This is a genomic window from Candidatus Accumulibacter vicinus (assembly GCF_000584955.1).
Classification (GTDB): domain Bacteria; phylum Pseudomonadota; class Gammaproteobacteria; order Burkholderiales; family Rhodocyclaceae; genus Accumulibacter; species Accumulibacter vicinus.
Genome location: NZ_JDSS02000031.1, coordinates 113156 through 137730, shown reverse-complemented (window position 1 = coordinate 137730; position 24575 = coordinate 113156). Strand labels below are relative to the sequence as shown.

General features: G+C 63.0%; 20 protein-coding genes and 1 pseudogene. 7 read left to right on the top strand and 14 right to left on the bottom strand.

Annotated features, from left to right (window positions below; all coding sequences use genetic code 11):
* From CAPSK01_RS14850 to CAPSK01_RS14820, 7 genes are all read right to left on the bottom strand, one after another.
* Positions 1-1017, bottom strand: a 1017-nt coding sequence (locus CAPSK01_RS14850) for a phosphotransferase (protein WP_273703765.1), incomplete at its 3' end; no start/stop codon positions are given.
* Between the two features lie 3 nt (positions 1018-1020).
* Positions 1021-3699 (bottom strand): cation-transporting P-type ATPase, encoded by a 2679-nt coding sequence (locus CAPSK01_RS14845; RefSeq protein ID WP_034928231.1) that lies wholly within the window; start codon positions 3697-3699, stop codon positions 1021-1023.
* 163 nt (positions 3700-3862) lie between these two features.
* The gene (locus CAPSK01_RS14840; RefSeq protein WP_034928392.1) at positions 3863-5524 is read right to left on the bottom strand and encodes a hypothetical protein; all 1662 of its coding nucleotides are present in this window, start codon (positions 5522-5524) and stop codon (positions 3863-3865) included.
* Between the two features lie 100 nt (positions 5525-5624).
* Entirely contained in the window at positions 5625-6542 is a 918-nt protein-coding gene (locus tag CAPSK01_RS14835; RefSeq protein ID WP_273703764.1) for a fructosamine kinase family protein, read from the bottom strand.
* A 47-nt stretch (positions 6543-6589) separates the two neighbouring features.
* Positions 6590-8605, bottom strand: a complete 2016-nt coding sequence (locus CAPSK01_RS14830) for a methyl-accepting chemotaxis protein (protein ID WP_273703763.1) — start codon at positions 8603-8605, stop codon at positions 6590-6592.
* A gap of 125 nt (positions 8606-8730) precedes the next feature.
* A complete protein-coding gene (locus CAPSK01_RS23175; protein WP_273703762.1) occupies positions 8731-11565 on the bottom strand; it encodes an EAL domain-containing protein in 2835 nt (944 codons plus the stop codon).
* Positions 11566-11575: 10 nt separating this feature from the next.
* Complete coding sequence (locus tag CAPSK01_RS14820; protein WP_273703761.1) at positions 11576-13243, bottom strand: FecR domain-containing protein; 1668 nt, start codon at positions 13241-13243, stop codon at positions 11576-11578.
* A gap of 373 nt (positions 13244-13616) precedes the next feature.
* On the opposite strand from CAPSK01_RS14820, the gene thiS reads away from it, so the two are divergent.
* From thiS to trmB, 3 genes are read left to right on the top strand one after another with little or no spacing between them, the layout of a single operon-like run.
* Positions 13617-13817 (top strand): sulfur carrier protein ThiS, encoded by a 201-nt coding sequence (gene thiS, locus CAPSK01_RS14815; protein ID WP_034928225.1) that lies wholly within the window; start codon positions 13617-13619, stop codon positions 13815-13817.
* 32 nt (positions 13818-13849) lie between these two features.
* On the top strand, positions 13850-14644 hold the full coding sequence (locus CAPSK01_RS14810; RefSeq protein WP_034928222.1) for a thiazole synthase: 795 nt from the start codon (positions 13850-13852) through the stop codon (positions 14642-14644).
* 2 nt (positions 14645-14646) lie between these two features.
* Positions 14647-15402, top strand: coding sequence for a tRNA (guanosine(46)-N7)-methyltransferase TrmB (gene trmB, locus CAPSK01_RS14805; RefSeq protein WP_273703760.1), 756 nt, complete (start codon positions 14647-14649; stop codon positions 15400-15402).
* On the opposite strand, the gene CAPSK01_RS14800 is transcribed toward trmB, so the two are convergent.
* Positions 15361-15885 carry an energy transducer TonB gene (locus tag CAPSK01_RS14800; RefSeq protein WP_034928219.1) on the bottom strand — a complete coding sequence of 175 codons (525 nt, stop codon included), beginning with the start codon at positions 15883-15885 and terminating at the stop codon, positions 15361-15363. The two genes, trmB and CAPSK01_RS14800, sit on opposite strands and share 42 nt — an antisense overlap.
* An 89-nt stretch (positions 15886-15974) precedes the next feature.
* Here CAPSK01_RS14800 and CAPSK01_RS14795 point away from each other — a divergent pair, with 89 nt between their 5' ends.
* On the top strand, positions 15975-16955 hold the full coding sequence (locus CAPSK01_RS14795) for an ankyrin repeat domain-containing protein (RefSeq protein ID WP_273703759.1): 981 nt from the start codon (positions 15975-15977) through the stop codon (positions 16953-16955).
* Here the strand turns inward: CAPSK01_RS14795 and hemW are convergent.
* Genes hemW through CAPSK01_RS14770 form a run of 5 tightly spaced genes read right to left on the bottom strand, consistent with a single transcriptional unit; the run spans position 16915 to position 21384 of the window.
* Positions 16915-18165 carry a radical SAM family heme chaperone HemW gene (gene hemW / locus CAPSK01_RS14790; RefSeq protein ID WP_034928215.1) on the bottom strand — a complete coding sequence of 417 codons (1251 nt, stop codon included), beginning with the start codon at positions 18163-18165 and terminating at the stop codon, positions 16915-16917. The two genes, CAPSK01_RS14795 and hemW, sit on opposite strands and share 41 nt — an antisense overlap.
* Positions 18165-18770 (bottom strand): RdgB/HAM1 family non-canonical purine NTP pyrophosphatase, encoded by a 606-nt coding sequence (rdgB, locus tag CAPSK01_RS14785; RefSeq protein WP_034928212.1) that lies wholly within the window; start codon positions 18768-18770, stop codon positions 18165-18167. The genes hemW and rdgB overlap by 1 nt, the downstream gene beginning before the upstream one ends.
* A complete protein-coding gene (gene rph, locus CAPSK01_RS14780) occupies positions 18767-19483 on the bottom strand; it encodes a ribonuclease PH (protein ID WP_034928209.1) in 717 nt (238 codons plus the stop codon). Before rph ends, rdgB begins: the two co-directional genes overlap by 4 nt.
* Positions 19484-19494: 11 nt before the next feature.
* The gene (locus tag CAPSK01_RS14775) at positions 19495-20424 is read right to left on the bottom strand and encodes a PP2C family serine/threonine-protein phosphatase (protein WP_034928206.1); all 930 of its coding nucleotides are present in this window, start codon (positions 20422-20424) and stop codon (positions 19495-19497) included.
* Positions 20425-20430: 6 nt separating this feature from the next.
* Positions 20431-21384, bottom strand: a complete 954-nt coding sequence (locus CAPSK01_RS14770) for a serine/threonine-protein kinase (protein ID WP_034928203.1) — start codon at positions 21382-21384, stop codon at positions 20431-20433.
* A 103-nt stretch (positions 21385-21487) separates the two neighbouring features.
* Between CAPSK01_RS14770 and CAPSK01_RS14765 the strand changes: the two genes are divergently transcribed.
* A complete protein-coding gene (locus tag CAPSK01_RS14765; protein ID WP_034928200.1) occupies positions 21488-22354 on the top strand; it encodes a YicC/YloC family endoribonuclease in 867 nt (288 codons plus the stop codon).
* Positions 22355-22371: 17 nt separating this feature from the next.
* Here the strand turns inward: CAPSK01_RS14765 and CAPSK01_RS23170 are convergent.
* A pseudogene (locus CAPSK01_RS23170) lies at positions 22372-22470 on the bottom strand (DNA-binding response regulator); the annotation flags it as partial.
* A 161-nt stretch (positions 22471-22631) separates the two neighbouring features.
* Here CAPSK01_RS23170 and CAPSK01_RS14760 point away from each other — a divergent pair.
* On the top strand, positions 22632-23882 hold the full coding sequence (locus CAPSK01_RS14760; RefSeq protein WP_034928197.1) for a TolC family protein: 1251 nt from the start codon (positions 22632-22634) through the stop codon (positions 23880-23882).
* Positions 23879-24448: a hypothetical protein gene (locus CAPSK01_RS23165; RefSeq protein WP_273703758.1), complete on the top strand. Its 570-nt coding sequence runs from the start codon at positions 23879-23881 to the stop codon at positions 24446-24448. Before CAPSK01_RS14760 ends, CAPSK01_RS23165 begins: the two co-directional genes overlap by 4 nt.
* The last annotated feature ends 127 nt before the right edge of the window (positions 24449-24575 follow it).

The following is a 24575-nucleotide window of genomic DNA, read 5'->3' as shown; positions in this document are numbered from 1 at the left end:
GTGGGTGATGATCAGCCGTGCTGGCGGCGGCGTCACCAGGCGCTCGGCGAGCGCCAGGTAGGCGAGTGCCTGGCCGAGATCAGCGTTCGCCTGCCTGGCCTGGAGAGCAGCCACCTTGGCCCGTACCAGCGCGCGATAGACGGCATAGAAGCGCAATACCTGCACCGCATCGTAATCACCGCTGCAACTGAGCCACTCATTGACCAGCCAGCCGGCCAGGCCGGCCTGACCCTGATCGCAGAGGTCGATGTAGGTGAAGGCGATCTCACTGGCCACGTCGATCCAGCGCAGTTCCTCACTGAACTCGATGCAGTCGAAGATCTGCACCTGTCCGTCGATCAACACCAGGTTGCCAAGATGCAGGTCGCCGTGACACTCGCGCACCCGTCCGGCGGCCTTGCGGGCTGCGAAATGCGGTGTCAGGCGCGCGAACTCGGTGCCTGTCCATGCTGCCAGCCGCGTCAATCGCGCCTGCTCTTCGCCCCCGGGCAGCAGCTCCGGCAGTTCTTTAAAGTTCTCGAGCGCTGGCGAGAGCACCTGTTCTGGTTCGCCGAAGCGTGTCGAAAGGGGGGCTGATGCCGCACGCTCGTGAAATCCGGCCACCGTAGCGGCGAGTTCGGAGATCTGTCGAGCATTCAGTCGGCCGTTTCTGCAGAGGTGGTCCAGGCGGCCGGCCTCGGCAAAGCGGCGCATCCGGACCGCGAACTCGATGGCTGTGCCGGGGCCGCCGATTTGCGGGTTTTCGGGAGAGCCGGTGATGCCAACGACGTCCAGGTAGATCTGCGCAGAGAAACGGCGGTTCAGGCGCAGTTCGGCTTCGCAGCAAGCACGCCGCTGCGCGAGCGTGCCGTAGTCGAGAAAAGGCAGAACGATTGGTTTCTTGATCTTGTACACGTAATCACCGGCCAGCAGCAGCCATGAGGCATGTGTCTCGATGAGCTCGACTTGCTGCGCCGGATCGGGATAGCGTGCCGGATCGAGCAGCGCGTTAATCAGCGGTGGCAGGGGAGCGCGCATCGATCAGCCATGCACGGCCTGTCGCAGGCAGCACTTGCGCAACTCTTCGAGCAGGCACATGACTGCCGCGCAGGCCGCCGCCAGCAGCCAGGTGGAACTGCTGATCGGCGCCGTGCCGAACAGCCAGTTGCCGGCCGGCGTATACAGGATGAACAGGATCACCGCCAGCTCGGCCAGAATGCCGATCTGCAGATAGCGATTGCCGCCCAGGCCGTAGCTGAGCAGGGAATGCTGCGGGTGGCGGCAGAGATAGACGTTGACCATCTGTGTGACCACAATCGTAGCCAGGCAGGCAGATGTCGCCTGCAGATAGAGCGGCTGGTGGGGGTCGAGGAAGTCACCGTAATGCCAGCCGCCGGCATCGAGGACGAAGAAGAATACGCCCATCGCCGCCGCTGCTTCGAGAATGCCGAGGAACAGGTAGGCACGCGCAATCAGGCCCCACGACAGCAGTCGCTCGCTGCGCGCGCGCGGCGGTCTGGTCATCACCGCCGGGTCGGGTTTTTCGGCGCCGAGGGCCAGCGCCGGCAGCATGTCGGTGCCGAGGTCGACCGCCAGGATCTGGAGAATGGTCAGCGGCAGCGGGATCCGGAACAGGACAAAGGCGAGATAGGGGATCAGCTCGGGAATGTTGGAGCTGAGGATGTAGGTGAGGAACTTGCGGATGTTCTCGAAGACCGCGCGTCCTTCCTCGATCGCTGCGACGATGCTGGCGAAGTTGTCGTCGAGCAGGATCAGGTCAGCCGCCGCCTTGGCGACATCGGTGCCGCCGATGCCCATGGCGATGCCGATGTCGGCGGTTTTCAAGGCCGGCGCGTCATTGACGCCGTCGCCGGTGACGGCGACGATCTCGCCCTTATTCTTCAGGGCCTCGACGATGCGCATTTTTTGCTCGGCCGCGACACGAGCGAAAAGGATTTCCGGAGCGTCGAGTGCCAGTTGCAGTTGCGTCGGTGACATCAGGCGCAGTTGCTCGCCACTCACCACCACCGGCCGCTCGCTGCGGACCATGCCGATCTGGCGGGCAATGGCGAGCGCCGTGCGCGGATGGTCGCCGGTCACCATGATGATCCGGATGCCGGCCGCGACGCAGCGCGCGATGGCTTCCGGCACCTCGGCGCGGGGGGGATCTTCGAGACCGATCAGCCCGGCGAGAACCATTCCCTGTTCTTCCTCCGGCACGCCTTCCTCGCTGACCGTTCGATGTGCGAAGGCAAGAACGCGCAGTCCGGCGCCGGCCATCTCGTCCTGTGCCGCCAGCAGGCGGGTGCGTGCGGCATCGTCGAGTGGCGCCAGGCCGGCGTCGAAGCGGATGAACTGGCAACTGGCGAGCACCGTCTCCAGGGCGCCCTTGCAATAGAGCATGCGGCCTTGCGGTGTTTCGCAAAGCACCGACATGCGTTTGCGGTCGGTGTCGAAAGAAATTTCGTCAAGACGGCTGAACCCCCCGAGATCGCCGGCCATTTTCCGGCCGATCTCGGCCAGCGCGATTTCCATCGGATCGCCATGCAGTACGTGCCGACCCTGTTCCTCAATCTCCTTCAGGTTGTGGCACAGCGCAGCATTGACGAACAGCTCGCGGTGATCATCGATCAGGTGGGCACGCGTTCCCAGATCTGCGCATGGCAGGAATGCACCCCCAACCCATAGCTGGTGTACCGACATGCGGTTCTGGGTCAGCGTACCGGTCTTGTCGCTACAGATCACCGTCGTCGAGCCGAGTGCCTCGACTGCCGGCAGATGGCGTACCAGTGCGTTGCGCCTGGCCATCCGCTGGGTGGCCATGGCCAATGACAGGGTGACGGTTGGCAACAGTCCCTCCGGGACGTTGGCGACGATGATGCCGATGGCAAACAGCAGGTTCTCCCAGGTCGGCAGACCGATGGCCTGACCGACCAGGAACAGCGTCACGCCCATGCCCGTGGCCAGGCTGGCGACGATGCGCGACAGGCGAGCGATCTCGCGTTGCAGCGGCGAGGACGTTTCTCCTGCGGTCTGTGTCAGATGGGCGATGCGGCCGAACTCGGTATGCATGCCGGTGGCGTATACCACGGCGCGCCCCTGCCCCGAAACGACCGAAGTGCCGGCGAGGAGAATGTTCTTGGCGTGCAGCGGCGACTCTTCAGCGCTCGGTTCGGTGTTGCGGGCCTGGGCCAGCGACTCGCCGGTGACCGTCGACAGGTTGACGCGCAAGCCGAAGGCATCGATGACGCGACAGTCGGCGGCAACGAAATCCCCTTCCTCAAGGAGCACGATGTCGCCCGGTACGAGTTCGCTGGCAAGAATCTCGACGATCTCGCCGTCACGCAGTGCCTTCACTTTTTGCGGCAGCAACTGGCGCAGTGCGGCGACTGCCCGCTCTGCCTTGTACTCCTGCCAGAACGAGAAGATGCCGTTGATGATGATCACCCCGACGATGGCCACGCCCAGACGCGCCATGCCCTGGCCGGGGTCGAAATGTTCGGCGACGAACGCCAGCGTGGCACCAATCCACAGGATGATCGCGAAGAAGTGGGTGAACTCCTGCGCGAAGCGCAGCAGCAGGTGCTCGTGCGTGACCTCCTCGATATGGTTGAGACCGTACTCGGCCAGACGGCGTGCCGCTTCGCTGGAATGGATGCCGGCCGCCGAGGTGTTCAGGCTGGCCAGCGCCTGTTCGATGCCAAGAGAATGAATACGCAATTCGGGACGGTCCTTTCAATCCACGCCAGCGTCAGGGGAGCCTGCCCGGTTCGCTCAACGTGTTCCGGCGTTGCGCCAGCCGACAATCTACACCCTGGCCCGGCACCCTGCCAACAGGACGCGGTTTTGCCTGCGCACCGGGAGGTCCATTCCCTCGTGCAGCCTACGCTGTCGGTGGCCGCTTCCTGCGCCAGACAGGGAGCAGGGCAGCGAGTTTGTCGCGATGCGACAGACGCTCGTCGGAGAGCGCTTCGAGGAAGTCCGAGAGTGGTTTCGACTTGACGACGGCAAAACCCGTGAGCAGCATCGACGGGATGGCCACCAGGGCGAAGAAGAGGATCCGGTCGACCAGCTCATCGTTGGCGGCGTCGATCAGATTGATCCCGAGGAAGCCGGTGGTGATCGTCGCCACCAGACCGGCAGTGGTCACCACGGTGAGCCGGACGACCGTATTGGCCTGTCGGCGCAGGCTGTCGCTGTCGAGGTACTGGCTCATGTCCTGGATCTCCTCGCGTAGCTCGGTGTAGAGACTTTCCGTGCCGAGATGGTCGCCGGTAATCTTGAACAGGGCGCGCGCCTGCATCTGGTCCGAGACCTCGTGGAACCAGTAGCGATGGCTGAAGCGCAGGAAGACCTCGAGGATCTGCCGGATCGCGCGCTTGAACTGTTTGACCGATTCGGCGTGGCCGATCTCGAGCTGGTTGAGCGCGGCGACCAGTCGATCCGAGAGCATCAGCAGCGCTGCCTTGTGGAAGTGGGGAATCAGAAAGAGCAGGAAGAACTGGTGGCGAAACTGGCCGAGGAGGCCGTTTTCCAGACCGGTGAAATAGGCTTCGCGTGCGCTGCCGACCATCACGAATGCGTGCCCGCAGGACATCAGCCGGGTTCCCGGTGGCTCGGCTTGCGGATGCCAGTAGCGGTCATAGCAATAGCGCGATTCGAAGCCCTCGAGGTGCTGGTCGGAGTAGGGCAGCGAGCCGGGCTTGCCCGGGCCGGCAACCAGCACCAGGCGGGCAAAGTCGCCGCGCGTCAGGGCGCGGGGATCGTCCACGGCCAGGTAGGCGAGCAGGGGCATGCGGTGATACTCGATCTGTCGGTAGCGCACCAGGCCCATCTCGCCCGAGTGGTGCTGCACCAGCGGGCGGAGCAGGAATTCCCAGTGCGCAGAGATGCACGGCGCCCGGCAGCGAGAAACGAAAGACAGGTATTTGCTGCGTTTCTCGTAGTCGGAAACGGACAGCACCTGGCCATCTGGCCCGATCCACTCCGCAAGCTTGAGGCAGTGGCCGCCACTGCCATCCTCGTCCCAGTACGGCGGGTACGCGCGGCCAAAGCGGTACAGCGTGTCCTGTACCTGTCGTAGATCGAGGTCATCGGCCGCAATCTCGACAACCAGGATGACGACATCGATGTCGTAGAAGAAGTAGAGATCGAGATGCACGATGTCGAAGTCGATCGGCTGATCGCTCTCCTTGAAGGTCATGCGCACTTTTGCCACGTCGTGGCGACGGAAGACGCGGATCGGCGATTCGCCAGCGTGTGACGAGGCCTCTTCCTGGCCACCGCCCTCGCCGTACAGAAAACGCTGAACATAGGGCAGGAAGGTGACGAATTCGCTGTAATGGCGCTCGTGGAATTGCTCCGGGTCGCCGCAGAATTCGTCCGCAAGTTCGCGCCACGGGTTGTCGTCCGATACCTGCTCCAGCAACTGGTTGTGGTTTTGCAACGGGCCGCCGTCGGGCAGGGGCATCAATTGCAGCGGCCACAGCAGGATCTGGCGGAAATGCCTGACTCGCAGCTTGGCAGGGTTCGTTGTGATTTCCATGGGCATTTCCGGAATCAGATGAACCTGCCGGATTCCGGCTTGCGCTGGAATGACGGCAGGGATTGCAGTCAGCAAGGAAAAATGTACAGCCTCCCAGGCTTCAACCAGCGATTTCTGCCAATAGCCTGGCGATCATGCGCTCGGCCTGATGCAGATAGCCGCTGCCAAACAGATTCAGGTGGTTCAGTACATGGTAGAGGTTGTAGAGCGTCTTGCGCTGTTCGAAACCCTCGTCGAGTGGCCAGGCTTCGCGGTAGGCGGCGTAGAAGCTGTCCGGAAAGCCTCCGAACAGCTCGCTCATCGCCAGGTCAGTCTCGCGGTCGCCGAAATAGACTGCCGGATCGAATAATGCCAGCGTGCCCGACGCGTCAGTGGCGGCGTTGCCATGCCAGAGATCCCCATGCAGCAGACTCGGCTGCGGCTGATGATCGACGAACAGCGCCGCCAGTTTCTCGCTCAGGCGTTCGCCACTGCGGATCAGTTTGTCGTGCTGCGCGTGTCGCTTTGCTCGTTCGAGCTGCGGCAGCAGACGCTGGCGGGCAAAGAAGAAAGGCCAGTTGCGATGCTGGGCATTCGACTGTGGCGTACTGCCGATGAAATTGTCACGGTGCCAGCCATGTTGTGCGCCCTGGATGCGGTGCATGGTCGCCAGTGCATGCCCGGCTGCGCTACCCTGTGTTCGGTCGCGCAAGGCTTGCAGAGGCAGGTATTCGAGCACCAGGTAGGCCTGCCGGGCAGCGACGCCGTGCCCGAAAACACGTGGTACCCGCACTGCCGGACAGCCGGCCAGCGCGCTCAGGCCGTCGGCTTCCGCGGCGAACATCTCGGCCAGGCCGGCGTCGTTCAGTTTGACGAAATAGCGCTGCCTGGCGCTCTCGACCAGGAGCGCGCGCGAGATCGAGCCGCCGCCGATGTCGCTGACCGAGTCGAAGCCCGGCGGCGATCCGCTGGCGCTGCCGATCACCTCGCTCAAGGCTTTTTGCAGTGCGCTATCCAGATGGCAATAAAGCGGACCCATGGTCATATCCTCAATGTCGATGCCGAGCCTGAAAGCGAAGCCCGGCATCAACGGACACGCAAGTGGCCGAGCGACTGGTCGAGGTGCGCTGCCAGGTCACGCAGGGCCTGTGCCGACTGCGCCGTGCCCTGGGATGCCGAGTGGCTGGCTTCAGCCATCTGGGCGATCTGCTCGACCCCCTGGGAAATCGTCTGACTGGCGAGGCTCTGTTCCCTGATGGCGTCCGAAATGCTGCCGACCGTTGTGATGACCTCGTTGGTGCGGCCTTCAATTTCACCGATCGCCTGACCCGCCCGGTCGGCCAGAACGCTGCCCTGCTCGACCTGGGCGACGCCGTCTTCCATCTGGTGGACAGCCGCCTTGGCGCCGTCCTGAATGTGGCCGATCATCTCGCTGATCGAGTGCGTGGACGTCGCCGTCCTTTCGGCGAGCTTGCGCACTTCGTCGGCAACGACCGCAAAGCCGCGTCCCTGTTCCCCCGCCCGTGCCGCCTCGATGGCGGCGTTGAGGGCGAGCAGATTGGTCTGATCAGCGATCTCGCGGATCACCTGAACGACCGCCGAAATGTCCTGCGAGCGGCGTCCGAGTTCGCTCACCGTTGTCGACGCCTGGCGAACGAAACCGGTGATCTGGTTCATCGCCCCCACCGCCTGGTGAATCACCTCGGCGCCCTGGCTCGCGGCCTGCCCGGAAGAGATCGATAGCCCTTGCGCAGCGTGTGCGTGCTCGGCCACCCGATCAATGCTGACGCTCATTTCCTCGACCGAAGCGGCCATTCCGGTCGCCGCATCGCGCTGCACCTGCGCGCTGCTGCTGACCTGTTCGGCTGCAGTCACCAGTGCGAGCGACTGTTCGAGGATCGTTGCCGAGGCCTGGCGGACGCTGCCGACCGTCGTTTGCAGATTCTCCGCCATCTTGCCGATGGCCTGCTTCAGATGGCCGACCTCGTCGGTACTGTCGCCCGTCAGCCTGCCTGTCAGGTCGCCGGCAGCAATCCGGTCGGCTGCGAGGGAGATTTCGTGCAGCGGCCGTGTGATCCATCGCCGAGTCACCACGAAGCCGCTGAGCAGGGTGGCGACGATGATCACCAGCGCCATCCAGGCGAGGTTACGGACGACGATGTCGGCGCCGCCACTGATTTCTTCGACGTAGCTGGTGGAAACGACGACCCAGTCCCAGGCCGGAAAGTGATCAAAAACCGCAACCTTTTCGCGCGCGCTGGTCTCGCCGGGATTTGCCCACTCGTAGCGGATGCTTCCGGACTTCTTGTCGACCATCTCGCGAATGAACTCGAAACCCCGACTGTCCTTGGCGGCCAGCAGGTTGGCCCCTTCCTTGGCCGGGTGGAGGGTCGCGACACCTTTCTGCTTGCCGGCGTCGAGCGCGCCGACATACCCCGTGCTGCCGACCTTGATCGCCAGGATGCTCTTCTTCAAAACCTGCAGCCCTTCGGTAAATTCCAGTCCGACGAAAAAGGCACCGATCACCTTGCCCGAGGCGTCGCGAACCGGGACATAGTGGGTCATGAAATCCCTGCCGAATAGCGTGGCCTTGCCGGTATAGGGCTGGCCGGCAAGCAAGGGCTGGCGCGCAGGATGGTCAGTGCCCAGCAGGGTTCCCGTCGCCCGCGCGCCATCTTCCTTCTTCAATGAAGTGGCGGTGCGCAGGAAATCGTTCCCCTGGCGAATGAATATCGTCGCCACGGTTCCGGCCTTTGCCGTGAAGGTGTCGGTGAGGTCGAGGCGGTCGTCGATTCGCGTTCCGCCGTGTAGCAGTTGCGGCGCTGCGCCGGCCTCGACCAGTTCAAACGGCTTGTCGAAGCTGCCCGAGAACACCCGGCCGCTGCGCTCGATGTCGTGACGCAGGCCCTGGTCGTAAGTCTCGAACATCGACACGGCCAGGCGATTGATCTGTTTGAGGTCGTCGAGTGCCTTGTAGGTCAGTTGTTCGCGCAGATACGAGGCGGTCCATCCTGTGGCGGCGAGAATGATCGCCAGCATGACCAGACCCTGCACCAGATTCAGTTTCAGAGCAATGGCAAGATCACGGAAGCGATGCGGCATGGGAATTTCCTTTCCTTGTTCATGGCGATGAGGGCCCTATTGGTTCAGTAACGGCAGCCGGGAGCAGATCCTTGAGTTGAAAAGATCGGGTTATGCTGTGCTCATCCGACCTGCGGTTTGCACGGTCACTTGAGCAACACCGGGATCTGGCCCGCCGGGAGCGGACGGCTCAAGTGGTAGCCCTGAATTTCATCACATTGATTGGCGCGCAGGAAGGCCTTTTGCGCTTCGCTTTCGACGCCCTCGGCGATCACGGTCAGCGACATGCTGTGCGCCATGGCGATGATCGCCAGCGTGATCGAAGCGTCATCCTTGCCGACGACCAGGTCGTGCACAAAGGACTTGTCGATTTTCAACTGGTCGATCGGGAATTGCTTCAGATAATTGAGTGAAGAATAACCGGTGCCGAAATCGTCGATCGACAAGCGGACGCCGATGGCCTTGAGCGCATGCATGGTCGTGATGCTGCCCTGTACGTCCTTCATCAGCAGGCTCTCGGTGATTTCAAGATCGAGATAGCAGGGTTCCAGACCGGTTTCCCGCAGGATTTCCGCGATCATGCTCACCATCCCGGGACGCAGGAACTGGCGGGGCGACAGGTTTACCGCCATGCGCAGCGTCGGCCGGAGGTTCTGCTGCCAGGCTTTCGCCTGCCGGCAGGCGGTTCTGAGCACCCACTCACCAATACTTTCGATCAACCCGGTTTCCTCCGCCAGGGGAACGAAGTCGAGCGGCGAGATCAGCCCGCGCCGGGGATGCCGCCAGCGCAACAGGGCTTCGACGCCGATGATGCGGCCCTGACGCAGGTCCATCTGCGGCTGGTAATGGATTTCCAGTTCCTGACGCGCCAGGGCATGGCGCAGATCCTGTTCCATGTTCAGCCGTTCCAGGCTGCGCAGATGCATGTCGTGGGCGTAGAACTGGATGTTGTTGCGACCCCTCTCCTTGGCGCGATACATCGCCGTGTCGGCGTTTCGCAGCAGGGTCTCGACATCGCCGCCATCCTTGGGGAACAGGCAGATGCCGATGCTCGCAGTGACCACACATTCATTGTTGCCGATCTGAAACGGCGTTTCGAGCATCCTCAACAGCTTGTGGGCGAAGTCAACGACCCGGTCTTCCTGACGCAAGTCCTCCAGCATGCAGATGAATTCATCACCGCCGACGCGAACAATGGTGTCGTCCTTGCGGCCACAGAGCAGCAGCCGGTCGGCGACGGCCCGCAGCAGGGCATCGCCGGCGCTGTGACCCAACCCCTCGTTGATCTTCTTGAACTGATCCAGATCGACGAACAACAGCGCCAGGCTCTGACCGCTCCGGCGCGCGCGTGCGATGGCATGCTTGAGGCGGTCGCGCAGCAGGTCGAGGTTGGGCAGATGGGTCAGCGCGTCATGGTTGGCCTGATACCGCATCTGCTCGGTCAAGCGGCGGGTTTCGGTGATGTTGCTGAAGGCGATGACGACTCCGGTGATTCGCATCTGCGGGTCGTGGATCGGCGCTGCCGAAGCCCGGATGGCGTATTCCTCGCCGGCCTGGTTGCGCAGGATGGAGGGCTCGGGCAGTCTGACCAGGGCGCCTGCTTCGAGGCATAGGGCGACCAGATTCACCGCGCGGTAGCGCTCGTGTTCGTCGGCGACCTGGAACATGCTGCCCAGTTCCTGTCCGCGCAAAGTGCCTGGTGCCGCGCCGAGCAGGCTTTCGGCGACCGGATTCAGGTACTGCACGGCCCCATTGGCGTCGGTGGTGATCACGGCATCGCCGATCGAGTGCAGAGCGACCTGGGCACGTTTCTCCTGCTCGAACAGAGAACGGATGAGCAGGCGCAGGCGTTGCCAGCTCCACAAGGGACAGCCCAGCCCCTGCACGAGCAGTGTTGCCCCCGGCGGGAACCAGAGCTGTCTGGCATAGAGCAGGGCGAAGCTGCTGATGAGGGTCAGCAGCAGCGACAAAACCGCCACTGGCAAGGTCCAGCGTGCCGGGCAAGTGCTATGGAGCAGCATCGGGAAGAACACCAGCACCCCGGTCAGCAGTAGCGTCCAGTGGTCGGGCAAAGGCTGGATGGTCAAGCCTTGCCGCAGCGCGTCGAGAACGTTGGCGTTGTATTCGACGCCCGGCATCAGCCGCGAGTAAGCGGAAACCGGTGTGGGCAGTGCATCGGCCATGCCGCTGGCCGTCGCACCGACCAGCACAAACTTGCCCCGGAAGGTTGCCGGCGGATAATCCCCGCGCAGAACGTCGCGGTAGGAAAAATGCCGAAAACGCCCTGGCGGACCAACAAACGGAATCAGGATGCGATAATCGCGGTGCCAGGCGTCGGGTGATGGTGGAGCGGTGTGTGGGGCGCGCTCGCCGGGTAACGCCCGCTCGGCAGCGGGGTCGCTCAGTTCAAGCATGGCCAAAGCCAGCGTTGGCCAGCGGGACGATCCGAGGCCGGCCTTGAGGAACACGCTGCGGGCAATGCCGTCGAGGTCGAGTTCGACATCGACGTGGCCGATGCCGGCAGCCGCTGCCTGCAGCAGAGGGATCGGCAGGGTCTCCCGCAACTCCTCACCGAGGCGGTGCTGTTCATTGAGAACCGGCAGGACGACGCGGCCGTTGGCCGCGAGGGCAGTGGCCAGTTCTGCGTCGGCGCCGGGATCGCTGGTCTCGGGTTCGGCGAAGACGATATCCAGACCGATTACCCTCGCCTCGGCCGCCGTTAACTGACGGGTCAGTTGCGCATGGATACGCCGTGACCACGGCCAGCGTCCGATTTCCCGCAGGCTTTGCTCGTCAATGGCCACGATCACAATGTCGTCGGCCGGTGCGCGCGACCACGCCATCCGGTTCCAGTCGTAGAGGAACAGGTTCCAGCGATGCAGTAGGTTGCTTTCGCTCAGCAGCAGCGCGGCAACCGTCAATAACAGCGAGACAAGAATCCGTTTCGACCAGTCAGAACTGGCCTTGAAGGTTGCAATCACGACACCTGGATCAAAAGATCAACACCAGCGCAAGCAGGACCACCAGTGCCGCCGGCCAGTAGTTGCGCGCGGGAAGCTCGATCCGCTGCACCGGACCATACGGTCCCACGTAACCGTCGGCCTCGATGGTGCGTACGCGCAGGTAATAGACGCCGGAATCCGGGCGAGGCAAGTTCACCTGCGCTTCGGATACCCGGGATTCCAGCTCGAGATCGGCAAAATCGGTATCCCTGGCCAGTTGAAAGTCGTACTGCAGACCGGGCGCAACCGTGCCCCAGCGGAAGGTCAGGCGGTCGGCAGCCAGTTCGGGGGGCTGCATCTGCGCTGCGGCCTGCAGCCGGAACGCTTGCGGGTCGCTGAACGGACCCTCTCGCCCGGTCGAGTCGCGGACAGCGACCCGCCAGAAGTACTGCCCGGGTTCAAGCGACTGCTCGACGGTCAGGCGCGATTGGCGATGATCGTCCTGCTTGAGCAGCGGGGTCAGGAAGCGTTCGTCGTTGGCCAGCTGAAAGAGGTAGCTGGCCGCGCCCTGCGGTTCCGACCACTCGAAGAGCAGCGGTTTGTCGACCACGCCGCTCTGGTGGGGTGGTCGGACGAGGAGCGGTGGTTCGGGGCGGGCATGCAGACGGAAACGGTGTTCGGCGTCGTTTCCTTCAAGACCCCTGGCGTCGATGCCGCGAATCCGGAGGACGTAATTCCCATCCGGAAGGTCCGGCCCGCGTATGACCGAAGTCGACGAGACGGCGTCGAACACGAGGAGGTCGAATCGTTCATTGGGCGCGACCTGTGCGCGATATGCCGCCGCCTCCGGGACGGCCGGGAAACTCCAGCGGATCGGTACGCGCGAGACCAGCGCTGGCAACTCGCCGAGCGTCGGTGGTGGCAGCAGCGCCACCGGCACGAGCGGCGGCTTGCCGGTCTCGGTCAGGGTGCCGAAGCCTTTCGGGATCGATCGGATTTTTCGGCCACCCTGCAACTCGACTCTTCCTTCAAGCACTTCCAGTCGCGAGGTCGCCGTCACAGAGTCCATGCTGATCCGGTAGCGCGTACCGCGCACGGCCGAATGGGCGGCAGGGGTCCAGATTTCATAACGGTTGCCGGCGCCTGTCGTGCGCGGCGTGACCTCGCTGTCGGCGCGGCCTTTTTCCAGGCGGGCACGGGTATCGACGAACGGCGTCTGAACGCGTGCGTTCAGGATCGACAGTCGCAACTCGCTATCCGCCTGCAGCAACACCCGCGAGCCATCAGCGAATCTCAGGGTGACATTGCTGTCGGGTCCGGTACCCAGGATGTCGCCCTGATGCAGGAACAGTCCAGGATCGACGGCCACCCTTTTTCTGGTCGATGCGATCAGGGCCTGCACCTGCCCCTGTACCGCCAGGACCAGGGCCTTGGTCGGCAGGCGCTTGAGCCAGGCGACCGGAATGCGCAGCCGGGTCCCTGGGGAAAGATGTTCGGGATCGGTCACCCCGTTGAGTGCCTGCAGCTTTGGCCAGTAGTCCACGGCCGTCAGATAACGGGTCGAGACATTCCACAGATTGTCGCCAGGACGGACGGTATAGTGCCATTCCTGAGCCGGTGCGGCGGTTGCGAAGAGCAGCGCCAGAAACAGCAGGAGTGCGTGCATCGGTCGTCTGGCCAAACCGGGTTGCGTAGCTGTGTGCAGGAGGGTGTGCATTTTGCTCGATCCAACGGCGCTATCCAGGTGTGATCAATGTGGGGGTTCGCTTGCCGGCGATGGACTGTGCTGCGCAGCCGAACTTCCCTCTGTGCTTGTCCATCCATTGTAGTCGATGCGTACCCTACCGGCAGGATGCTCAAACGCAACAAGTGGTCTGCTCCAGTTGCTACCGGCCGAAGCGGAGCGGCCGGACGGGGCCCTGGCACGGCGCACGTTAAACATCGGCGATGAGATTGCTGCCGGCAGGCACAGGGGCCTTGCCGTATCCCGCAACGCCGTGGTCGGTGTGCCTTGCGCGGGGGTGGTCCGTTTACCCAGTCACACATCAGCCGGAATCCTCCCGGCCTCTGCGTGCTAGAATTTCCTCCCTATGGATATCCTGATCAACGGCGAAAGCCGCCACTTTTCTTCGCCGATGACGGTGGCCGAACTCGTGCTGACCTTGAACCACGCCGGCAAACGCATCGCCGTCGAACGCAACGGTCAAATCGTCCCGCGCGGCCGGCATGGCGAAACGATGCTGGCCGATGGTGACCGGATCGAGATCGTCGTTGCCGTCGGTGGCGGCTGAGCCTCATTGACCTGCTCTCAAGCGAAAGACACATGCCATCTTCTCTACACAGCCTGACGGTCGCCGGCAGGAACTACCGCTCGCGCCTCCTCGTCGGTACCGGCAAGTACCGGGACTTCGCAGAAACTCGTGCCGCCATCGACGCTTCTGGCGCCGAGATTGTGACTGTTGCGATTCGCCGTACCAACATCGGTCAGAATCACGGCGAACCGAACCTGCTCGACGTGCTGCCACCGTCGCAATTCACGATCCTGCCGAATACCGCCGGCTGCTACACTGCGGCGGACGCGGTACGCACGCTGCGACTGGCGCGCGAGCTGCTCGAGGGGCATGCACTGTGCAAGCTGGAAGTGCTCGGTGATCCGGCCAGTCTGTTTCCGAACATGCCGGAAACGCTCAAGGCCGCCGAGATCCTGGTCAAGGAGGGCTTCGAGGTGATGGTCTACTGCGCCGACGACCCGATCCAGGCGAGAATGCTCGAAGAGATCGGTTGCGTGGCGGTGATGCCGCTGGCTTCGTTGATCGGCTCGGGGATGGGGATCGTCAATCCCTGGAACCTGCGCCTGATCATCGACAACGCCAGGGTGCCGGTGCTCGTCGATGCGGGCGTCGGCACCGCCTCGGATGCCGCGATTGCGATGGAACTCGGTTGCGACGGGGTGCTGATGAATACCGCCATCGCGCACGCCCGCGATCCGCTGCTGATGGCCAGCGCCATGAAAAAAGCCGTCGAGGCCGGGCGCGAGGCCTTTCTCGCCGGGCGGATGCCGCGCAAGTACTACTCGGCAGACCCCTCGTCACCAACGACCGGCCTGATCGGGTCCTAGGCATGACTGTGCAGGATTCCGTGCAGGCGGGCGCGGATGCGGCTGCGCGGGCCGGGCATATTCGCAGCTTCGTTCGCCGTCAGGGGCGGGTATCGAATGCCCAGCAACGCTATCATCAGGAGATGATGGCGAAGATCGGCGTTCCTTACGCGGCGGCACGCCTCGATCTCGATGCGCTGTTCGGACGCGTGGCACCTCGCATTCTCGAAATCGGTTTCGGCATGGGCGAGACTTCGGCAGCGATTGCCGCCCTGCATCCTGAAAACGACTATCTCGGCATCGAAGTCCACACGCCGGGTGTCGGCAGCCTGTGCAAACTGGTCGCCGAAAAATGCCTGCACAATCAGCGCATCGTTCAGCACGACGCTGTCGAAGTGCTGCGTGACATGCTTGTGCCGGGATCGCTCGCCGGGGCGCACATCTTTTTTCCCGATCCCTGGCCGAAGCTGCGCCACCACAAGCGGCGGCTGCTGCAAGCGCCGTTTGTCGCGCTGCTCGCCAGCCGCCTGCAGCCGGGCGGCTATCTCCATTGCGCGACCGATTGGGAAAATTATGCGCAGCAGATGCTGGCCGTACTCTCGGCCGAAACGCTGCTGGAGAATACCGCACTCGGCTACGCGCCGCGCCCGGAGCAGCGTCCGCAGACCAAGTTCGAGCAGCGCGGCCGGCGGCTCGGGCACGGCGTCTGGGACCTGGTATTTCGCCGCCGGCGGGATTCACTCCAGCCGGAAGATGACCGGCAGAATGAACTCGCGTGAGTTCGCCCAGCCAATACGCCCCATCGCGTAGGCCGCTTTCACCGCCGCCTGGTCGAGGAGGGCATGGCCACTGCTGGCGGCAATGACGACGTCGCTGATGCTGCCGTCGTCGGCGATCGTCAGCAGCAGGCGCACTTCGCCTTCGAGGCCGCGGGCGATGGCTGCGGGCGGGTAGTAGAGGTGCTGCGACAATTTGCGCTGTGCGGCCTCGATCTGGCGCCTCGCCACCACTCTGGCGGTTGGCGGCAGCGTACGAACAGCCGGCGGGGCAGGGGGTCCAGCTTTGACCAGGGCCGGGTCATCGGTGAGCGTATTTTTCAGCAGCGGCTCGTTGTTACGCGCAGGGTGCGGCGCTGGCGGCTGCAGGGATGCCTCGATTGGCGGCGGTGCCGGCGGCAGGCCGAGTTTGCGGGCATCCCAAAACAGCACCCCGGCGTGCAGGGCGAGCGAGAGGGCGATGGCAAAGGGCAGGCAAGGCAGCATGGGTCTGACATTGTGAAGCAAATCCGTGCGGCAGGCACGGGCGTAGGGCTCTGCAAGGGTGTTCTGTCGAGCCGGAATGGAGAATGTGTGTGAAGCCTTTGATCAAGCCACTGGGTCGCTGGGCCTGGCTCCTGTGCTGCCTGCTGGCAGCGTCGGCGTCAGCCGAGGCATCGGTACCCGATCCCATCACTTTTGAATATGCCGTCGAGCGGGGTGATCTGCGCACCGTCAAACGCTGGCTCGACGAGGGACTGAATCCGGAGTACCAGGCAGCGCACATTGGGACGGGCCTGATGGTCGCTGCCTGGTATGGCCAGATCGACATGATGGCACTGTTCGTCGAACGCGGTGCCGATTTGCGGCAGACCAATCGCCATGGCGAACAAGCGCTGCAACTGGCGGCCTGGGGTGGGCATCAGGCGGCCGTCAAATGGCTGCTCGATCGCGGTGCGCCGCTCGACCGTATCGGCAACCAGTGGGGAGCACTGCACTACGCAGTCTTCAATGGCCACGAAAAGGTGGTCAATGATCTGCTGGCGCGTGGTGCCAATGTCAATGCGCGCGCACCGAACGGGGCTACGCCGTTAATGATGGCGGCTCGTGAAGGCCACGAGAATCTGGCGCGCGGTTTGCTCGAAGCGGGCGCCAATCCGAAACTCCAGAGCGATTGGGGTGATTCGGCAGTGACCATGGCCATGCGCTACGACCACCTGCGGCTGGCGAAAATGATTTCGTCGCCAGAGGAATTCGCAATTGCCGTCAAGACACCGAAGGAGAGTTTTGGCGAAGCGACGCGCTCGGCTGCGGTCACGCCGACAATCGACGCGATTCTCAAGGAGATTCGTCTTGCTGAAGCCGAAGGACGGCCGAGCGAGGAACTGCACAAGAAACTGCGCGCGGCGGTCAATGAATTGCGGGTCAGTTCGGTCCCGCTGGCACAGCGGCCCATGCCACGCCCCTATGTGCCGCGCTCGATGGTGATCACTGCTCGCCGCGCGCAGCCTGGTGCCGAGCGCGCGCAGTTGGTGGTCACCCCGCGTCGGCCAGGAAACTCACCAGCAGGCGATTGAGAAAGCGCCGGCCGTGCTCGCTCGGGGCGATACGCTGCCGTCGACGTTCGATCAGTCCTTCCTGCTCGGCCTGTCGCAGCTTGCCCTCGATGCTGAGCAGCGACAGCGCGGTTCGCGACTCGAAGAGCGGTGCGTCGAAACCCTGTATCAGGCGTAGCGCGTTGAGCATGAACTCGAACGGCAAATCCGCGGCAGCGACGGCAAACTCTTCCTGCACCGGCATCCCGGCTGCAACCTGGGCCAGATACTGCTCCGGTCCTTTCCAGCGCATCTGGCGCAGAACGCGATCGTGCAGCGTCAGCTTGCCATGCGCGCCGGCACCAATTCCCAGATAGTCGCCGAAATGCCAGTAGTTGAGGTTGTGCTGGCACTGCCGGCCAGGTCTTGCGAAGGCCGAGGTTTCGTAGTGCAGGTAGCCGGCGGCTGCCAGCCTGGCTTCGATGGCGTCCTGCATGTCGGCACACAGGTCGTCTTCGGGCAGTGCCGGTGGTCTGGCCGCGAAAGCAGTATTCGCTTCGATGGTCAGTTGATAGCAGGACAGATGCGGTGGTGAGAACGCCAGTGCCGCGTCGAGGTCGGCGAGCGCCTCGGCCAGCGTCTGCCCGGGCAGACCGTACATCAGGTCGAGATTGAAATTGTCGAAATGGCTGGCGGCGATCGTGATCGCGCGCCGCGCTTCGTGATCGTCGTGGATGCGGCCGAGCGCCTTGAGATGCTGTGGGTTGAAGCTCTGAATGCCGAGCGACAGGCGGTTGATCCCGGCGTCGCGAAAGGCTGCGAAGCGCGCCGCTTCAACGGTTCCCGGATTGGCTTCGAGCGTGATCTCGGCACCCGGCAGGAAGGGCAGGCGGCTGCGCAGTGCGGCCAGGAGTTGATCGAGCCCTGCGCCCGAGAGCAGGCTGGGCGTCCCACCGCCAAAAAATACGCTGTCGATACGGCGTCCCCAGACCAGCGGCAGCGCCGACTCAAGGTCGGCAACCAGGGCCGCAAGGTAGTCGCTTTCGGGGATCGCTGCCGGCATTGTGGTGCTGGCCACTTGCAGCGAATGCGAGTTGAAATCGCAGTAGGGGCACTTCTGCACGCACCACGGGATATGGACGTAAAGCGAGAGTGGCGGCGGGCTGCGAAATCGCGGTTCGGATTCCTTTGTTGCCGCCAGGCGCGCCTGCGGCAGCAAAGGAATGACCCTGCGGCTTCGGCTGCCTGGCATCAGCGTGGATAGGACAGTTGCGCGCGCGCTTGCAGGCGCTCGACGAGGCGGGCGAGCGCCTGGCCACGATGCGAACGGCGGTTCTTCTCGGCGGCGTCGAGTTCCGCCGCGGTCCGGTCGAGTTCGCGGATATAGAACAGCGGATCGTAGCCAAAGCCATCGTCACCGCGTGCGGCCGAGAGAATTTCGCCGTGCCATTCCCCCTCGGCAATGATCGGTTGCGGATCGTCGGCGTGGCGAACAAAAACGATCAACGAAACGAAGTGAGCCATGCGCTGAGTGTTGTCGCCGAGTTCGGAGAGCAGTTTTTGATTGTTGCGGGCATCAGACCTGGGTTCGCCAGCGTAGCGTGCGGACTGCACGCCGGGAGCGCCGCCAAAAGCGTCGACGCAGAGGCCCGAGTCGTCGGCCAGCGCCGGCAGGCCGGTCAGCCGTGACGCGTGGCGTGCCTTGGCCAGGGCATTCTCGACGAAGGTGCAATGCGGTTCTTCGGCCTCGGCAATGCCGAACTCGCCCTGGGGAATGAGCTGCCAATCCAGCGCTGCGAGAATCGCGTCGAGTTCCTTGAGTTTCTTGGGATTGTTTGAAGCCAGGACAAGTTTCATGAGTGCAGGGCCGCTTTCTGCTGCGCCAGCAGCTCACCGATACCGGCCGTAGCGAGGTCCAGCAATTCGTTCATCTGTATTCGCGTGAAGGGATCGCCTTCAGCGGTCCCCTGTACCTCGACGATGCCTTGCCGGCTGGTCATCACCACGTTCATGTCAGTGTCGCAGTTGGCGTCCTCGGCGTAGTCGAGATCGAGAATGGCTGCGCCCTGATAGAGCCCGACTGAAATCGCGGCGACCTGGTCAGACAGCGGGTTTGCGCCGATCTTGCCCTGACTCAACAGGTGCTCGCAGGCGTCGTTGAGCGCCAGCCAGGCGCCGGTGATCGCAGCGCAACGCGTGCCGCCGTCGGCCTGCAGGACATCGCAGTCGAGCGTGATCTGGCGTTCGCCGAGCATTTTCAAATCGGTCACCGCGCGCAGTGCGCGACCGATCAGGCGCTGGATTTCCTGGGTACGACCACTCTGCTTGCCCTTCGCCGCCTCCCGTCCAGTGCGTGTGTGTGTCGACCGCGGCAGCATGCCGTATTCGGCGGTGACCCAGCCCTGGCCACGACCGCGCAGAAAGGGTGGTACCGACTCTTCGACACTGGCCGTGCACAGGACACGGGTATCGCCGATTTCGATCAGTACCGAGCCTTCGGCGTGGCGAGTAAAGCGGCGCGTGATCCGCACCTGGCGCAACTGTGAGGCCAGGCGTTTGCTGGGGCGCATGCGGGTCCCTCCTATTTGGTGTACTTCTGGATGGTCGAGCGGATCTCTTCGATGGCGAGTTCGATCTCCTCTTCGGAGAGGTCGGTCTTGCCGCTCTGGTGGCGTCCGAATTCATCGATGATCTTGGTGACCGAGTCTTTCGGCATGGTCTTGGTGGAGATCAGGCCACTCGTACCGCTCCCGCCGCTGCTCTGATCGCTGTAACTGTCTCCCCAGCGCACGGCGATCATCGACAGGTTGTCGGCATGCGAACCGCCGCGGGCTTGCGCGTCGTTAAGCAGCAGCGGCACGGCATACGCCAGATCGGCGGTCTTCAGGGAGAGTGCCAGGGTGCCGGCGGGTAGCACACCCCATACGCCATCCGTGCACAATGCCAGGACATCTCCCGCTTCCAGGGTGGTCTTGCGGGAATACTCGATCTCCGGTTTTTGCTGGCCACCCAGACAGCCGTAGATTTTGTGTCGCTCGGGGTGCCCGGCCATCTGTTCCTCGCTGATCACTCCCTGATCGAACAATTGTCGAACACGCGAGTGATCTCTGGTCTGTGCCAACACCTTGCCGTTACGCAGCAGATATAGCCGTGAATCGCCCGAGTGCACCCAGTAGGCGATATTGTTCTGCACGATGCAGGCGACGCAGGTGGTACGCGGCGAGTCAACCAGATGATGCCTTTCGGCATAGTCGACGATGGCCCGGTGGGCGTTGATCATCCCTTTCTGCAGAAACAGGAAGGGGTCACGCATGCGTGGCCTGAATTCGCGCGTGAATGCCTCGGTCAGCGTCTGCACCGCGATCTGGGCGGCAACTTCACCATAGTAGTGACCGCCCATGCCATCGGCGACGACCATCAGCAAGGCTTCCCGTGAGTAGCAGTAAGCCAGCCGGTCTTCGTTGTTGGCGCGCATGCCGGTACGACTTTCCTGGTAGATGCTGAATTTCATAATCCCCTAGGTCTTCTTGAATTTTCCGACTACCTGCACCAGCCAGGAGTCCTTCTGCTGCGGGACTGGAGGTGGCGTGGCAGTGATGACCGGCTCGGTGAGCGCTTTCTGCAGCGCAAAGACGCTCTGCGGCCGGTACCGATGGTTCAGGCACAGACACCAGTCGATGGTTTCGAGCAATTGATCAGAGTATTGCCCTTCCCAGCGGACCATGGCGGGTACCATCCGATCCTTTTCGAGGCGGTTGTTGGCCGGTTGCGGTGTATTGCCGGAGATGCAGGCATACATCGAGGCGCCGACACTGTAAATGTCGCTCCATGGGCCGAGCAGGTCTCGCTGGCAGTAGTGTTCGGGAGAGGCGAAGCCGGGCGTATACATCGGCTTGAGCATCGGTGTGTCGGAAGCCAGCGTCTGGCGGGCCGCGCCGAAGTCGATCAGCACCGGGATGTGGCTGTTGCGCATGTAGATGTTCGACGGTTTGAGGTCGAGATGCAGCAGCCGGTGCGCATGCACCTCGCGCAGGCCGTTGAGCATCTTGGTGAACACATTGCGAATGAAGTTCTCGGTGACCCCGGCGCGGTTCTTCTGGATCAGCTCCTGCAGGGTATGGCCGCTTTCGTACTCCATCACCATGTAGACCGTATCGTTGGCCCGAAAAAAATTCAGCACGCGGATGACGTTAGGGTGGGAAAGCGCGGCCAGTGCCCGACCTTCCTCGAAAAAGCATTTCATGCCGTAGCGGAAAGCCGGCAGATGATCTTCACTGATGACCGGAGAGGTCTGCCCCTCACTGCGCAAAGCCAGCGTATTGGGCAGGTATTCCTTGATGGCGACGCGCTTCCCCTGTGCGTCGGTAGCTACGTAGACGATTGAAAAACCTCCCATCGACAGTTGATGCTCGATGGAATATTCATCGAGTTGGAAACCGGCGGGAAGGGGTTGGTTCGCTTGTTGCACCATCCGTGTCAGGGCTATCATTCACATTGTTTCCCATTGTCCGGTTTTTTGCGGTGAACTGTAAAGCCGGTTGCTCATTCAGGGTCGTTTACGTGTCAGGATTTCAATGATTTATAGCATGACCGGCTATGCTGCCAGAAAGCGCGCCGTCAGCGGCGGGGAATTGCACATCGAATTGAAAGGTGTCAATTCCCGCTACCTGGATTGCCAATTTCGGGTTTGTGACGAATTGCGCGTCGTCGAACCAGCGTTGCGGGAACTGATCGGCGCGCGCATCCGCCGCGGCAAACTCGAATGTCGGGTCAGCTTTGTTCCGGAAAGAGGGAGTGCGCAACAGCTTTGCCTGAATGCCGACCTGCTTGAACGCCTCAGGTCGTTCGACACCCAGATTCGCAGCATCCTGCCTCTGGCTGCTCCGCTGAGCGTGAGCGACATCCTGAACTGGCCAGCGATTTTCGGTGATGACAGCGTCGACGTCGAAACCGCGCTCCCGGCCTGTCTGACGTTGGCCGGCGAGGCCCTCGATGAGTTCACGGCGAGCCGGGCACGCGAAGGTGAAAAACTCGCGGCAGTGATTCTTGAAAAGGTTGGCCGCATGCGCGCCCTGGCGCGCGAAGTCGGGCCACGCATTCCGGTGGCGCAGGCGTCGTTCAACGAGAAGCTCAGGCAGCGCTTGCTGGACGCCATGCAATGGGTCGACGATGAACGAATCCGTCAGGAAGTCGCCGTTTTCGCTGCACGCATCGACGTCGCCGAGGAACTGGCACGCTTGTCGGCCCATCTCGATGAGGTCGAGCGGGTGCTCAAGGCCGGCGGTGCGAGCGGCAAACGCCTTGATTTCCTGATGCAGGAACTCAATCGCGAAGCCAATACGCTCGGTTCCAAATCACTCGTCACGGAAGTTTCGCAGACCGCGATCGAGTTCAAGCTGCTGATCGAACAGATGCGGGAACAGGTGCAGAACCTGGAATGAGCTGATTTTTGTGGTGACAGCGCGAGATGCAGTCCATCGAGGCCGTCACGCGCCAGGTCGACGACGAACCCGGCCTCGGCCAACCCTTGTCTCAGGTAATCCCCCGGTTTTGACATGGGCAATCTCGCAAGATTACAGAAATGTAATTTGGTGGTCAGCATGGCGTTAGGTCAGGTTGCGCAGAATTCGCTCATCGTCGAACAGGAGCGAATGCTGTGGAAACTCATACTCAAAATGCGAGCCGTCGTGTACTCCTGCCTCTCTCTTCGCAGCAGACATGAAAACCATCGTCTCCCGACCACTGAGGCTGGTGGCGGTTTGCACCACCGGGCTGCTCGTTGGTCTTTCCGTGCAGGCGGCAGAAACGCCGAAATCCGGACTGGCGACAGCCGTGGAACAGGCTTGGCGCTTGAATCCCCAAGCTGCGGGATGGGATGCCCGCGAGGCCGAAGCGCGTGCTGCGCAGGATGTCGCGGCCGGACTGACACCCGAGCCCGGCTCGGTCAGCATCGGTAGCCTGAATGACCGGCTCAATCGCAATCAGGGCAAGCAGGAATACGAGGTCGAACTGGCGGTGCCGCTGTGGCTGCCCGGCCAGAAAGCAGCGCGTGCAGCCGAGACGGCGAGCCGCGTCGAAGAAGCCGTTGCCAGACGAGCCGCCGTGCGTCTGGAGGTCGGCGGCGAATTGCGGGAGGCGTGGTGGACCTTGGCAGCGGCACGCAGTGCCAAGGTGTTGGCGGCACGGCGCCTGGAAACTGCCCGCGCCCTGGAAACCGATGTCATGCGTCGCTACAAGGTCGGCGAACTGTCCCGCATCGACGCTAATTTGGCGCAAACCGAAACCCATGTTGCCAATGCCGATCTGATCGAGGCGGAGGCAACCCTGCTCCAGGCTGAGCAGGCCGTGCAAACCCTTATCGGTTCTCCGGCCCCGAAGGATCTGGACGAAGAGTCGCCGACAATGCGACGACTGATCGATGACGTCGGCGATTCAGCCGCATTCCATCCCTTGCTGGCTGCTACCGCCGCCTCCGCGCGCAGCGCCCGAGCGCGTGTCCAGGTCGCGCATGAGTCGCGTCGCGCGGCGCCGGAGCTGACGCTGCGAGTCGTACGCGAGCGCGGCGACTTCGCCGAGTCCTATTCCAACAGCGTAGGCATCAAGCTCAAGATCCCGTTCTCGTCCGGTTCGCAAGTGCGTCGGGAAACATCGGCGGCACAGGCCGAGGCGAACCAGGCCGATGCCGACCTGCTGCGTACCCAGACCCGGGTCCGGCTCGACGCCGAGCGCGCGCAGCGCAATTTGCAGGCAGCGGAGCGCCAACTGGCCATGGCACAGGAGCGCCGCCAGCTTTCCGCCGAGAACCTGCGTCTCGCCGAGAAAGCCTTTTCGCTGGGCGAATTCGATCTGGCGACCTTGCTGCGCATTCGGGCCGCCGCCTTCGATGCCGATGCCTATTTTGACCGCCAGCGCGTGGCTCGCGCTGCCGCGATATCACGTTGGAACCAAGCCCTGGGAGTGTTGCCGTGAAGCATGTGAAGAAGTTTTTTCTTGTGACGCTCGTCGCTTTTTCTTTGCCCGTCTGGGCAGGTGGGGACAGTAGCGATGGGCACAGCCACGGGGCGCCAGTACCTCTCCCGGTCAGTCAGGGCGTCACCCCACGTGCCACCGCAGCGACCGAGGAATTCGAGGTTGTCGCCTCACTCGAAGGCAAGAAGCTGGTGGTGCATGTGGATCGTTTCGCCAGCAATGAACCAGTGATACAGGCCAGGGTAGAGATTGAGGGGGCGGGGCTGAAGGGCGTGGCCAGCGAAACCACACCCGGAACCTATGTGCTCGATGTTGCCACGCCCCTGCCGCCGGCCAAACATCCACTGACCATCAGCGTCGAGGCCGGCGACAGTGTCGATCTCCTGACCGCCACGCTGGACACCTCGGCTTCCGCGACCAATGAGGTGCATGCCCACGGCCGGAGCGAGTGGGTCGTCTGGGGGATTTCCGGAGCGCTGCTTCTGGTCACCGGAATATTGTTTGCCGCACGGCGCCACAAGCGCGCCAAGAAGGGATTTGATGATGCGCAAGATCGAATTGCATAGGCTGGTGGCCGCACTGGCATTGGGTATGGTCACGGGAACAGCCTTGGGGCACGGCGACGAAGATCACAGCCAGGACGCCAAGAAGAAGGCGCCTGCCGCCGTGTCGGCGGTAGGAACATCGGGTACA